General features: G+C 73.4%; 10 protein-coding genes. 5 read left to right on the top strand and 5 right to left on the bottom strand.

Features of this window, described 5'->3' with window-relative positions:
* Positions 1–39 precede the first annotated feature (39 nt).
* Positions 40–447 (bottom strand): PaaI family thioesterase, encoded by a 408-nt coding sequence (locus ACJOT3_RS10560; RefSeq protein ID WP_406971388.1) that lies wholly within the window; start codon positions 445–447, stop codon positions 40–42.
* 312 nt (positions 448–759) lie between these two features.
* Between ACJOT3_RS10560 and polA the strand changes: the two genes are divergently transcribed.
* From polA to rpsA, 3 genes are all read left to right on the top strand, one after another.
* A complete protein-coding gene (gene polA, locus ACJOT3_RS10555; protein ID WP_406971386.1) occupies positions 760–3,654 on the top strand; it encodes a DNA polymerase I in 2,895 nt (964 codons plus the stop codon).
* Positions 3,655–3,692: 38 nt separating this feature from the next.
* Positions 3,693–4,136 carry an alternative ribosome rescue aminoacyl-tRNA hydrolase ArfB gene (arfB, locus tag ACJOT3_RS10550; RefSeq protein WP_406971384.1) on the top strand — a complete coding sequence of 148 codons (444 nt, stop codon included), beginning with the start codon at positions 3,693–3,695 and terminating at the stop codon, positions 4,134–4,136.
* A gap of 462 nt (positions 4,137–4,598) precedes the next feature.
* Positions 4,599–6,089 carry a 30S ribosomal protein S1 gene (gene rpsA, locus ACJOT3_RS10545; RefSeq protein WP_406971382.1) on the top strand — a complete coding sequence of 497 codons (1,491 nt, stop codon included), beginning with the start codon at positions 4,599–4,601 and terminating at the stop codon, positions 6,087–6,089.
* A gap of 153 nt (positions 6,090–6,242) precedes the next feature.
* Here rpsA and ACJOT3_RS10540 read toward each other — a convergent pair whose 3' ends face one another.
* Positions 6,243–6,614 carry an iron chaperone gene (locus ACJOT3_RS10540; RefSeq protein WP_406971380.1) on the bottom strand — a complete coding sequence of 124 codons (372 nt, stop codon included), beginning with the start codon at positions 6,612–6,614 and terminating at the stop codon, positions 6,243–6,245.
* A gap of 82 nt (positions 6,615–6,696) precedes the next feature.
* On the opposite strand from ACJOT3_RS10540, the gene ACJOT3_RS10535 reads away from it, so the two are divergent.
* Positions 6,697–7,188 carry a GNAT family N-acetyltransferase gene (locus tag ACJOT3_RS10535; protein ID WP_406971378.1) on the top strand — a complete coding sequence of 164 codons (492 nt, stop codon included), beginning with the start codon at positions 6,697–6,699 and terminating at the stop codon, positions 7,186–7,188.
* Here the strand turns inward: ACJOT3_RS10535 and ACJOT3_RS10530 are convergent.
* Positions 7,175–8,758, bottom strand: a complete 1,584-nt coding sequence (locus ACJOT3_RS10530; protein WP_406971376.1) for a hypothetical protein — start codon at positions 8,756–8,758, stop codon at positions 7,175–7,177. The two genes, ACJOT3_RS10535 and ACJOT3_RS10530, sit on opposite strands and share 14 nt — an antisense overlap.
* A gap of 58 nt (positions 8,759–8,816) precedes the next feature.
* Between ACJOT3_RS10530 and coaE the strand changes: the two genes are divergently transcribed.
* Positions 8,817–9,419 (top strand): dephospho-CoA kinase, encoded by a 603-nt coding sequence (gene coaE / locus ACJOT3_RS10525; protein ID WP_406971374.1) that lies wholly within the window; start codon positions 8,817–8,819, stop codon positions 9,417–9,419.
* Positions 9,420–9,522: 103 nt separating this feature from the next.
* On the opposite strand, the gene ACJOT3_RS10520 is transcribed toward coaE, so the two are convergent.
* Both ACJOT3_RS10520 and ACJOT3_RS10515 read right to left on the bottom strand, forming a co-directional pair.
* On the bottom strand, positions 9,523–10,524 hold the full coding sequence (locus ACJOT3_RS10520) for a hypothetical protein (RefSeq protein ID WP_406971372.1): 1,002 nt from the start codon (positions 10,522–10,524) through the stop codon (positions 9,523–9,525).
* A gap of 110 nt (positions 10,525–10,634) precedes the next feature.
* Positions 10,635–11,723: a hypothetical protein gene (locus ACJOT3_RS10515; protein ID WP_406971370.1), complete on the bottom strand. Its 1,089-nt coding sequence runs from the start codon at positions 11,721–11,723 to the stop codon at positions 10,635–10,637.
* Positions 11,724–11,869: the final 146 nt, after the last annotated feature.

Genomic DNA, 11,869 nt, shown 5'->3' with positions numbered 1-11,869 from the left:
AGCCACCCGACCCTCCGCTCAAGCGACCCGACCCTCCGCTCACCCGCCCGGCAGCTCCCGCAGCATGCAGGTGAGCCGGGACGTGCACACCTTGCGCCCCTGGTCGTCGGTGATGGTGATGTCCCAGGTCGCCAGGGTGCGCCCCAGGTGCACCGGCGTGGCGACCCCGGTCACGTACCCCTCGGTGGCCGAACGGTGGTGGGTCGCGTTGATCTCGATGCCGACGGCGATTCGGCCGAACCTCTGGGCGTGCACGGTCGAGCCGATGGAGCCCAGGGACTCGGCCAGGACACAGGAGGCGCCGCCGTGCAGCAGGCCGAACGGCTGGGTGTTGTCCTTGACGGGCATGCGGCCCACGACGCGTTCGGCGGAGGCCTCGGTGATCTCGATGCCCATGCGCTCGCCCAGGCCGCCGCTGAGGGCACCACTGTCCAGCAGCTCCTGCATGCCCCCGGCTTCCTGCCCGCCCCCCGGCTCCCGCACGCCCCCGTCTTCCCCCGCGCCCTCAGGGCCCCGCATCCCCTCGGCACTCCCCGCGCCCTCGCGTCCCCGCATCCCCTCGGGTTCCGTCGTCATGGTGTTCCGCCTTTCCAGCTTTCCGGTCTCCCGGCTTTCCAACTTCCCGGCTTCCCGGTCTTCCGGCTTCCGGGTTTCCAGGCTCTCCAGCTCCCCGGTACGGGCCGTCACGGTCCTATTCCGGTCGGCCCTGTCGTGCTCGCGTGGCCGCGAAGTGTCCGCGTCGCATCCTAGGATTCACCTGTGGTGACCAATCGTGAGACCCCCGAGACATCGCAGGCCTCGCCGGCCTCGCAACCCGCGCCAGCCTCGCAACCCGCGCAACCCGCGCAGGCCGCGCAACCCGGCGGACGCCCCCGCCTTCTCCTCCTGGACGGCCACTCCATGGCCTTCCGCGCGTTCTTCGCGCTGCCGGTGGACAAGTTCGGCACCAGCACCGGGCAGGCGACCAACGCCGTGTACGGCTTCGCCTCGATGCTGGTCAAGCTGCTCAGAGACGAGGAGCCCACCCACGTCGCGGTGGCGTGGGACCTGTCGGGTCCCACGTTCCGCCACGAGGAGTACGCCGAGTACAAGGACGGCCGGTCCGAGACGCCGCCGGAGTTCCCCTCCCAGGTGCCGCTCACCCAGGAGCTGATGCGGCTCATCGGGGTGGCCAACCTGTCCTCTCCGGGGTTCGAGGCCGACGACGTCATCGCGACGCTGGCCCGCCTGGGCGGGGAGGCGGGCGCGGAGGTGCTCATCGCCTCCGGCGACCGGGACGCGTTCCAGCTGGTCACCGAGTCGTGCACGGTGCTGTACCCGGGCAAGAGCCTGTCGGACCTGCGCCGGATGGACCCGGCGGCGGTCGAGGAGAAGTACGGGGTGACCCCGCCGCGGTACCGCGACCTGGCGGCGCTGGTGGGGGAGAAGGCCGACAACCTGCCGGGCGTGCCGGGGGTGGGCCCCAAGACGGCGGCCAAGTGGATCGTCAAGTACGGGTCGCTGGACGGGCTGATCGAGCACATCGACGAGATCGGCGGCAAGGCCGGGCAGAACCTGCGCGATCACCTGGACGACGTGCTGCGCAACCAGCGGCTCAACCTGCTGGCCACCGACGTCGACCTGGGGGTGGGTCTGGACGACCTGCTGCTGGGCCGGGCGGACCGGGCGGGGGTGGACGCCCTGTTCGACAACCTGGAGTTCGCCTCCAACCTGCGCGAGCGCCTGTACGCGGTGGTGTCCCTGGACGAGGCGGCGGCCGCGGCCGCCGCCCCCGAGGGCGCCGGCGAGGGGTTCGAGGTCGACCTGACGGTGGCCGGGACCGGAACGCTGGCGGCCTGGCTGGCCGAGCACGCCGCCGTCGGCACCACCACCCCCGCCAACACCCCCACCACCACCGCCACCCCCACCACCACCACCGCCGACGTCACCGCGGCGGCCCCTGCCGGACTGGCCATCGACGGGACGTGGGGTGCCGGAACCGGCCGGGTGGACGGGCTGTCCATCGCGGTGGCCTCGGGCGCGGCGGTGTCGGTGGACACGTCGCTGCTGGACGCCTCCGACACCGAGGCGCTGGCGGCGTTCCTGGCCGACCCGGAGCGGCCGATCGCGGTGCACGAGTACAAGGGCGCGCTGCTGGCGCTGGGCGCCCACGGCTGGGACCTGGGCGGGGTGGTCAGCGACACCGCGCTGGCGGCGTACCTGGTGCAGCCGGGGCAGCGCCGCTTCGACCTGGTGGACCTGTGCCGCAAGTACCTGGGGCGGGAGCTGGAGGAGGATTCCTCCGGCGACCAGCTCACCCTGGACCTGGACGGCGGGGACGGCGGGGACGGCGACGGCCCCTCCGGCCGCTGGCACGCCCTGGCGGTGAGGGCGGCGGCCACCCGCGACCTGGCGGCGGTGCTGGCCGCGGAGGTGGACAAGCGGGGCGGCGCCCACCTGCTGAGCGGGGTGGAGCTGCCGCTGGTGCCGGTGCTGGCGCGCATGGAGCGGGCCGGGATCGCGGCCGACCGCGCCTACCTGGAGGAGTTGCAGGGCGAGTTCGCGGCGGCGGCGCGGTCGGCGGTGGAGCGGGCGCACGAGATCGTGGGCCGGGAGTTCAACCTGGGTTCGCCCAAGCAGTTGCAGCAGGTGCTCTTCGAGGACCTGGGGCTGCCCCGGACCAAGAAGATCAAGACGGGGTACACGACCGACGCCGACGCGCTGACCTGGCTGGCCACCCAGACCGACAACGAGCTGCCGGCGGTGCTGCTGCACCACCGCGACCAGACCAAGCTGCGCACCACGGTCGAGGGGCTCATCAAGACGGTCGCCGACGACGGGCGCATCCACACCACGTTCAACCAGACGGTGGCGGCGACCGGGCGGCTCAGCTCCACCGACCCCAATCTCCAGAACATCCCGGTGCGCACCGACGTGGGGCGGCGCATCCGGCGGGCGTTCGTGGTGGGGGAGGGCTACCAGGAGCTGCTCACCGCCGACTACAGCCAGATCGAGCTGCGGATCATGGCGCACCTGTCGCAGGAGAAGGCGCTGATCGACGCGTTCAACAGCGGCTACGACTTCCACGCGCAGATGGCGGCGCAGGTGTTCGGCGTCGCGGTGGAGGAGGTCGACGGCGAGGCCCGGTCGCGGATCAAGGCGATGAGCTACGGGCTGGCGTACGGGTTGAGCGCCTATGGGCTGTCGCAGCAGCTGGGTATCACCCCGGAGGAGGCGAAGAAGCTCATGGAGGACTACTTCGCGGAGTTCGGCGGGGTGCGCGACTACCTGAACGCGGTGGTGGAGGAGGCCCGCAAGGTCGGCTACACCGAGACGATGCTGGGCCGGCGCCGGTACCTGCCGGATCTGACCAGCGACAACCGCCAGCGGCGGGAGATGGCCGAGCGGATGGCGCTCAACGCGCCGATCCAGGGGTCGGCCGCCGACATCATCAAGGTGGCGATGCTGCAGGTCGACGCCGCGCTGGCCGAGAGCGGCGCTGCGTCCCGGGTGTTGTTGCAGGTGCACGACGAACTCGTCGTGGAGGTCGCGCCGGGCGAGCGGGAGGCGGTGGAAAACCTCGTGCGCCACGAGATGAGCACGGCCTATGATCTGCGTGTTCCGCTGGCCGTGTCGGTCGGCGGTGGACACAGCTGGCACGACGCCGCGCACTAGCGGCGGCGTGGACGCAGGAACAGGAAGGGGACGGTGACATGAACGCGGGTGCCGCCGAGGACGGCGGTCTGGTCGTGGGTCCGGTCACCGTTCCCGCCGACGCCCTGGCGTGGCGGTTCTCCCGCTCGTCGGGGCCGGGCGGGCAGCACGTCAACACCTCCGACACCCGGGTGTCGCTGTCCCTGGACGTGGCGGGGTGCGCGGCGCTGGGGCGGACCCGGCGCGAGCGGGCCCTGGAGCGGCTGGCGGGGCGGCTGGTGGGCGGGGTGCTGACGGTGTCGGTGCAGACGCACCGGTCGCAGGTCCGCAACCGGGTGGAGGCGCGGGAGCGGATGGCCGCTCTGCTGGCGGAGGCGATCGCGCCGCCGCCGCGCGAGCGCAAGGCGACGCGGCCCGGCCGGGCGGCCCGGCAGCGCCGGCTGGACGCGAAGAAGCGCCGCGGGGATGTCAAACGGTCGCGCTCTCGGCCGACCTCGGACTGACCGAAACCGGGGCGAGGGGTGTGCGGTGATGTCGCGTGACCGGTCCCGCACGGTCCGCACCGGCCGCTCCGGGGGGTCGCGCAACCCCTTTCGCGCAGGGGTGTCCACCCAGTTCACGGGTGACACCGCCCGCCAGTTGATCTTCACCTGTGCACTCGGGTACATTGCCGCCATTGCGATCTTCGCCGGGTTGGCGTTCGAGGGTTCCGATTGACCAGGAAGCCCTTGTCTCATATGCTGGCCGGAGCGTTGTGGGTTCGTGCGCCGTTCCATGTCTCCCGTCAGGGAGGCCGAGGGCGGCACCACCTAGGTCCACGTTTCTGGACCCGGCGGTCGGTCGCTGCGGAAGGCTCCTTTCCGCGGAGGCACCGTTCCTCTCCTTCACAGGATGATGGTTCGGCGGGCTCGGATCTGCGGCGTGCCCATCTTCTGAATCTGTCCGTATCCGGAGTCCACCCACAAATGACGAGCAGCACCGAGGCCACCTCGACACCCCAGGTAGCGGTCAACGACATCGGGTCCGAGGAAGCCTTCCTCGCGGCGATCGACGAGACCATCAAGTACTTCAACGACGGTGACATTGTCGAGGGCACCATCGTGAAGGTCGATCGAGACGAGGTCTTGCTCGACATCGGTTACAAGACCGAGGGTGTGATCCCGTCCCGGGAACTCTCGATCAAGCACGACGTCGACCCCGGTGAGGTCGTCGCCGTCGGTGACCAGGTCGAGGCCCTCGTCCTCCAGAAGGAGGACAAGGAAGGCCGTCTGATCCTGTCCAAGAAGCGCGCCCAGTACGAGCGCGCCTGGGGCACGATCGAGAAGATCAAGGAGGAGGACGGCGTCGTCACCGGCACCGTCATCGAGGTCGTCAAGGGTGGTCTCATCCTCGACATCGGCCTGCGCGGCTTCCTGCCCGCCTCCCTGGTCGAGATGCGCCGCGTCCGCGACCTGCAGCCGTACGTCGGCCGCGAGCTCGAAGCCAAGATCATCGAGCTGGACAAGAACCGCAACAACGTGGTCCTGTCCCGCCGTGCCTGGCTGGAGCAGACCCAGTCCGAGGTCCGCCAGACGTTCCTCAACACCCTCCAGAAGGGCCAGATCCGCAAGGGTGTGGTCTCCTCGATCGTCAACTTCGGTGCGTTCGTGGACCTGGGCGGCGTCGACGGCCTGGTGCACGTCTCCGAGCTGTCCTGGAAGCACATCGACCACCCGAGCGAGGTCGTCGAGGTGGGCCAGGAGGTCACCGTCGAGGTGCTGGACGTCGACATGGAGCGCGAGCGCGTCTCCCTGTCGCTGAAGGCGACCCAGGAAGACCCGTGGCAGCAGTTCGCCCGGACCCACCAGATCGGTCAGGTCGTCCCGGGCAAGGTCACCAAGCTCGTCCCGTTCGGTGCGTTCGTTCGCGTCGAGGAGGGCATCGAGGGCCTGGTCCACATCTCCGAGCTGGCCGAGCGCCACGTCGAGGTGCCCGAGCAGGTCGTCCAGGTCGGCACCGAGATCTTCGTCAAGATCATCGACATCGACCTCGACCGCCGCCGCATCAGCCTCTCGCTGAAGCAGGCCAACGAGAGCGTCTCGCCGGACCAGGTGGACTTCGACCCCACCCTGTACGGCATGGCCGCCGAGTACGACGAGCAGGGCAACTACAAGTACCCCGAGGGCTTCGACGCCGACACCGGCGAGTGGCTGGAGGGTTACGAGACCCAGCGCGACGAGTGGGAGCGCAGCTACGCCGAGGCTCAGACCCGGTTCGAGGCGCACCGCAAGCAGGTCGAGGAGGCCCGCGCGGCCGAGGCCGAGGCGGCCAACGCCCCGGCCGAGGCCGAGGAAGAGGACTACACCGGTGGGGCCCAGAGCTCCGGCGCCGGTGCGGACTCCGCCTCCAGCGGCGCCCTCGCCTCCGACGAGGCCCTGGCCGCCCTGCGCGAGAAGCTCGCCGGCGGCGAGGCCTGACCGGTTCGGTGAACCGGTCGGCGGGTCCCGTCCGCGGGACCTGACCGCCCGTCCGCAGGACTCTGCAGCACAGTGAAGGGCCGTCCCCGGCAGGGGGCGGCCCTTCGCCGTGTCCGGGGTCGGCGGGCGGATGGGCCGCCGGGTCGGCAGGGGTCAGCAGACGGTGCCGTCGGTGGCGGCGGTGGCGCGCAGCAGGTCCCGCAGCAGGTCGGTGTCCACCTTCTCCGGGCGGGAGAAGCGCAGGCACCCCTTGCCCATGTCCTGCCCGGCGAGCCGGTCGGCGAAGGCGTCCCGCACGTCCTGGCGCATCAGGTAGACCGAGATGTACCGCTTCTGGCTCGCGAACGCGATCTCCGCCTCCGCGGCCCCCCGCCGCCGATAGGTGGGCATGCCGTAGGCCATCACCTCCTCGAACCCGGGCAGCTCGCCGCGGCACAGGTCCCGGACGGCCGTCAGGACGTCCCTGCGCTCCTCGGGCACCTGGGCCAGGTAGTCGTCGACGCTGGTCGCCTTGCTCGTCACCATGGTCCCGACACTACGCCGCACCGGTGTCGGTCGGACTAGTCTCGTGCCGTGCCCCGGCGGGCGGGGCGTGTGAGGAGACGGCGTGTTCGAGATCCACCCGGCCACCCCCGCCGACGCGGGGGAGATCCACACCCTGCAGCGGGCGGCGTTCGTCGACGAGGCTCAGGCCTACGGGGACCCGTTCATCCTGCCGCTGACCGAGACCCTGGAGCGGGTGGAGCGGCTGCTGGCCGACCCCGACACCCTGGTGCTCAAGGCCGTCGAGGGGCACCGGATCATCGGGGCGGTGCGCGCCCAGGTCACCGGCACCACCGGGGTGGTGGGCCGGCTGGCGGTGGCCCCGGACCGGCGGCGGCGCGGGGTGGCGGCCGCCCTGCTGGAGCGGGTGGAGGGCGCGCTGCGGGAGCGCCGCCCCGACCTGGCGGCGCTGACCCTGTTCACCGGTGCGCAGAGCGCGCAGAACCAGCTGCTGTACCGGCGGGCGGGGTACGCGGTGACGCACCGGGAGCGGGTCGCCGACCACCTGGTGATGGTGCACATGCGCAAGGAGCTGGCGGCGGTCACCCCCGGCTGACCGGGAGGGCGCGCGCCCACCCGGTCGCGGCCGGGAGCCAGAGCGCGGGGGCGGTGAGCAGCAGGTAGAACGCGGCCGTGGCGTCTCCCGGCGCCTCGAACAGCCAGGGCGCGGCCCACCATGCGATCGCCTCCCAGAACTCGTACGACTCCCAGGCGGCCCAGGGCAGGAACACGAGCATGAGGACGCAGGGCTCCACGAGATGCCACCGGTTCCACTCCGGCCGGTGGCCGCGCAGGTAGGAGCCGAGGCAGAAGGAGATGCCCAGGGCCGGCGCCAGCAGCAGGAACAGCACGGTCCCCGTGGCGGCGTCGTTCAGGGCCGCCCAGGCGGCGCCCAGCGCCGCCAGCCCGCCCAGGGCGTACGCCAGGCGCAGGAGCGGCCCGGCCCGCCCGGCCCGCCTCGGGGCGGTGGAGCCGCCGGGCCCGTCCAGCCGCGATCCGGACGGCCCGGGCCGTTGCGGGGTGTCGGCGCCGAGCTCGTCCAGGTGCGGCTCGGTGCGCCCGGGTTGCTGCCGGGCGGTGGCGGTGCCGGGTACGCGCGGGCGCGGTCCGGTCCGTCCGGATCGCACCGGGGCGGTGTCGACGGCGGGCTCGCGCAGGATGCGCTCCACGCACGGCCGGAGCCGGCGCAGGTGGGCGTCGCGTTCGTCGGTGAGGGCTCGCACCGCCCGGTGCGGGTCACCCCGGTCGTGGGCGGCGCGGGCGGCCCGCTGGGCGTTCAGGACCGCGCGGGCGTGCCGTACGAAGGCGACGGCGTCGGTGATCCCCGGTTCCACGGAGGGGAGGACGAACCGTCCGTCGCGGTGCAGCTCCCGGCGGACGCGGCGGGCGCGCAGCACCAGGGCCCGGGCGGCCCGCCACTCGTGGGCGCGCAGCCGGTCCAGGAGGCCGTCGGGGTCGGGCAGGGGGGCCGAGGCGCGCCGCAGCTCCCCGCAGAGGTCGACGGCGGCGCGCAGGGTCTCCAGGGCCCGTTCGCGCGAGTGCAGGGTGCGGGTGGCGTACAGGCCGCCCGGCGCCTCGTCGGGTACCCAGGGGGAGCCCGGCAGCAGGTGGGGCGCGACGTGGTCGACGCGGTGGACGGAGCGGCGCCCGCGCGCCCAGAGGTTCGCGCCGACCAGGGCGGCCAGGGCGAGCCCGGCCGCGAGCAGGGCGGACCCGGCGCCGGGGCCCGCGATCTGGTCCCGGACGGCGGCGTGCAGCAGGTGGGCGGCCGCGGCGCAGACCGCGGCCAGTGGCACGGCCAGTGCGGTGAACAGGGCCGGGGCCGTCCACCGCGGCGCCCCCAGGGCGGCGGAGAACGTGCGGGGCCGGGCGTACACGGCGACCGCGCCCGCGTAGACCGCCGCCCCCAGACCCAGCAGGGCGCCGCCCGCCCAGGACGGTGCCGGGGCGAGCAGGGCGGCCGAGGCCGCGGCCGGCAGGACGGCGGCCGACCACAGGTGGGCGCGCACCGGGTCGGGCGGGTTGAGCGCACGCGCGGGGGCGGTCAGGCCGTCGAGCCGGGCGGTGATCCGGGCGACCCGCTCCGGGGACAGGTCGGGGCGGACGGTCGGGCGGGGCGTGGTCACCTGGGGCTCCGTGGGGGCGGGGACGTCGCGGGGGCGTTCGATTGGTTAGGGTCGGCGCATGCTGAAAGTGGGACTCACAGGGGGGATCGGCTCGGGCAAGAGCGCGGTCTCCGCGGAACTGGCCGGGTACGGCGCGGTGGTGATCGACGCCGACGCCATCGCCCGCGAGGTGGTGGAGCCGGGCACGCCCGGTCTGGCGGCGGTGGTCGAGGAGTTCGGGGAGGGTGTGCTCACCCCGGACGGCAGCCTGGACCGGGCCCGACTGGGGGAGATCGTGTTCGCCGACGAGGCGAGGCTGGCGCGGCTCAACGCCATCGTGCACCCGCTGGTGGGGGAGCGCAGCGCCGAGCTGATGGCGCGGGCCGAGGCCGACGGCGTTCCGGTGGTGGTGTACGACGTGCCGCTGCTGGTGGAGAACGGCCTGGAGCCGCTGTACGACGTGGTGGTGGTCGTCGACACCCCCGACGAGGAGCGGGTGCGGCGGGTGTCCGAGACGCGCGGCATGGACCCCGGGCAGGTGCGGGCGCGGATCCGGGCGCAGGCCGACCGGGAGACGCGGTTGGCCGCGGCGGACCTGGTGGTGGACAACTCCGGTTCGCGCGAGCGGCTCACGGAGCGGGTCGCGGCGCTGTGGAAGGAGCTGCTGGCCCGGGCGTCCTGACCGCGGACGGCGCGGACGGCGCGGGTGTCCTGGCCGTGGACGGCCCGGGTGTCCTGACCACGGATGGCGCGGACGTCCTGACCGCGGACGGCGGCGGTGGCCCTCAGCCATGTCCGGGGCGGGGCGCGGCGCCGTCGGGTTCCGCGTGCTCCGGTGCCAGGGTCACGGGGGCCGGCGGCGGGCCCAGGGGTGTGCCGCCGGGGGGTACCGCCGACTCCCGGCGCAGGGTGCGGGCCAGCGCGGTCGCCTCGTCGAGGTAGGTGGCGGCGAACCGGTCCGGGTCGTGGGCGGCCTCCTCGGCCAGCGCGCCGAGCCGGATGAGGGTGCTCACCCGGGCCAGCCATGCGGGGCTCACCCCGGGGGTGGGGCGCCGGGTGCCGTCGACGCGCCACCGGTGGACGTCGCGGACGGTCTTCCATTCCTGTGCGCGCATCAGGGCGAGGGCCTGCCGGGGCTCCCCGGCCCCCGTCAGGACGCGGGCGGCTTCGGCGACGTGGTCGGTCGCGTGCTGGAGGAGCACCAGGTAGGGGGTCTCCGGCCACAGCACGGCCGGGCGGCCCCCGCGGGGCGGCAGGTAGGGGTACAGGTCCCGGCGGGTGTCGGGGGAGCGCGGCGGGGCGCCGACGGCCTCCAGCAGGTCGATGACGCTCCGGTGGCGCAGGAGGTGCCCGAGGACGAGCACGGCCAGGGCGACGAGTGCGAGCAGGAGCGCACCGCCGGTGTTCTCGGGGGCCTGCGGGAACACCCGGTGTACGCCCGCCTTGGCGGCCTCCCCCAGGAACACGGCCGTGAAGGTGATGAGGGGTGCGCCGACGACGAGGGTCGCGATGGCGTACCCGGTGGGGCCGTCCTCGGCCCCCGCCGCGCCGTAGATGAAGGCGAAGGTGCCCATGAGGATGCCGAAGACCACCATGGCGGCGAGCGTGGCGTCGGGGCCGGGGAGGGCGAGCAGTAGGGCGGCACCCGCCAGGAGCACCAGCGCAACGACACGGAACGGGGTGAACAGGCGCGCGGGCGCGTACCGGTCGGGCGCTCCGGAGATCACGGGCTCCAGGGGCGTGGCGTCGGGGTCGTGGTCGGGCGCGGGCGTGACGCGGGCTTGCATGGGTGTCGCCTCGGTGTCGGTGTCGGTGTCGGTGTCGGGTTGCGGGGGCCGGTGGCCGGTGGCCGGGGTGGTGGCGAACGAACGCGGGAGGGCGTTCGTCCGCCGGTGCGTCAGGCGGGGGCGGCCGTCTCCGGATCCTCCGGTCGTATCGATCCGGCCGGCGGGCGCACGCCGCCGACGCCGGTGGCGGCGAGGGTCCAGCAGACCAGGGCGGCCAGGCCGTAGAGCCCGGCGGTGACGACGTCCCCCTGGGCGGCGGCCGCGGCCTGCGGGGCCGACTGCTCGAACAGGTAGGTCAGGCCGTTGTGGAGGAGCCCGGACAGCGAGGCGCCGACGGCGAGGCCGACCAGGGCGCCGCCCGCCAGGACCGGACGCGAGGTCTCAAGGTCGTGCCGCAGGTTGCTCCACACGATGAAGGCGCTCAGGGCGATCGCGCACAGGGCCGCCAGCTGCGGGAAGGCGTACGGCAGGGACAGGGCGGACAGCCCGCCGGCCACCAGGCCCAGGCCCAGGACCGCGGTGATCACCCGGGACAGGGGCCGGGCCCGCTGCCGTGGCCCGAAATACGCGATCTGTGCGTGGATCTCCTCCATTTCCCGCACGTGCTCGTCGAGTTCGCGCAGCCGTTCTCCCTCTTCGCGCTCCCATCGCCGTAGGCGTGCCTCCGCTTCCCCGTCGGCCTCGGGGTCCGCCGCGGCCTCCTCCTCGACCATGCGCCGGAACTCGCGTACCCGGGCCAGGTAGGCGGCGCGGTACCGGTCGGGTTCCCGGACGGTCTGCTCGGCCAGCGTGCCCAGGGCGGTGAGTCGGCCGATCTCCTCCAGCCACTCCTCGTCCTCGGTCGGTTCGAAGTCCTCGACGTCCTCTTCCGGGGGCATGGTTCTGAGGTGGTTGACCGCGCAAACGTGCAGCCACTCCATCCGGCGCATCATGTCGGTCGCCCATGCGGCGTCCTCGTCGGGGGTGAGGACGTGCTCGGCCTCGGCGGTGTTGTCGGTGGCCCCCTGAAGGAGGAGCAGGTAGGGGGTCTCCGGCCAGGCACCGGGTGCCTCCCCTTCCCCGGGCTCGGGGTGGGGGTGGAGGTAGGGGGCGTTCATGAACGCGAGCAGGGGGTCGTTCCGTACCTCCGCCGGCAGGTCCTCGGAATCGAAGTCGAAATCGGGGTCGTGGTCGGGGTTGGGGGTGGGGCGGGTGCGCATGGGGCCGCCTCGGCGTTGAGGGCGGTCGGGGGACGGGGTGCCGGAGCGGGCGGCCTCAGGAGGGATGTGCCCCGATGATGTCCGATGACGGGACCGGTCAAACGGGGATGACCGCTACCGGCCGCGCCACGGCCGCCGAACCGGCA

Origin of the sequence: Nocardiopsis protaetiae, assembly GCF_045446735.1 — a bacterium.
Taxonomy (GTDB): domain Bacteria; phylum Actinomycetota; class Actinomycetes; order Streptosporangiales; family Streptosporangiaceae; genus Nocardiopsis; species Nocardiopsis protaetiae.
Note: the sequence above shows the minus strand (reverse complement) of the source record. Positions and strands in the feature narration are given on the sequence as shown.

Excerpts from the sequence above, each read along its gene's own strand:
- ACJOT3_RS10560 (WP_406971388.1), bottom strand. The coding sequence starts at position 447 with ATGCAGGAGCTGCTGGACAGTGGTGCCCTCAGCGGCGGCCTGGGCGAG.
- arfB (WP_406971384.1), top strand. The coding sequence starts at position 3,693 with ATGAACGCGGGTGCCGCCGAGGACGGCGGTCTGGTCGTGGGTCCGGTC.
- rpsA (WP_406971382.1), top strand. The coding sequence starts at position 4,599 with ATGACGAGCAGCACCGAGGCCACCTCGACACCCCAGGTAGCGGTCAAC.
- ACJOT3_RS10540 (WP_406971380.1), bottom strand. The coding sequence starts at position 6,614 with ATGGTGACGAGCAAGGCGACCAGCGTCGACGACTACCTGGCCCAGGTG.
- coaE (WP_406971374.1), top strand. The coding sequence starts at position 8,817 with ATGCTGAAAGTGGGACTCACAGGGGGGATCGGCTCGGGCAAGAGCGCG.
- ACJOT3_RS10520 (WP_406971372.1), bottom strand. The coding sequence starts at position 10,524 with ATGCAAGCCCGCGTCACGCCCGCGCCCGACCACGACCCCGACGCCACG.
- ACJOT3_RS10515 (WP_406971370.1), bottom strand. The coding sequence starts at position 11,723 with ATGCGCACCCGCCCCACCCCCAACCCCGACCACGACCCCGATTTCGAC.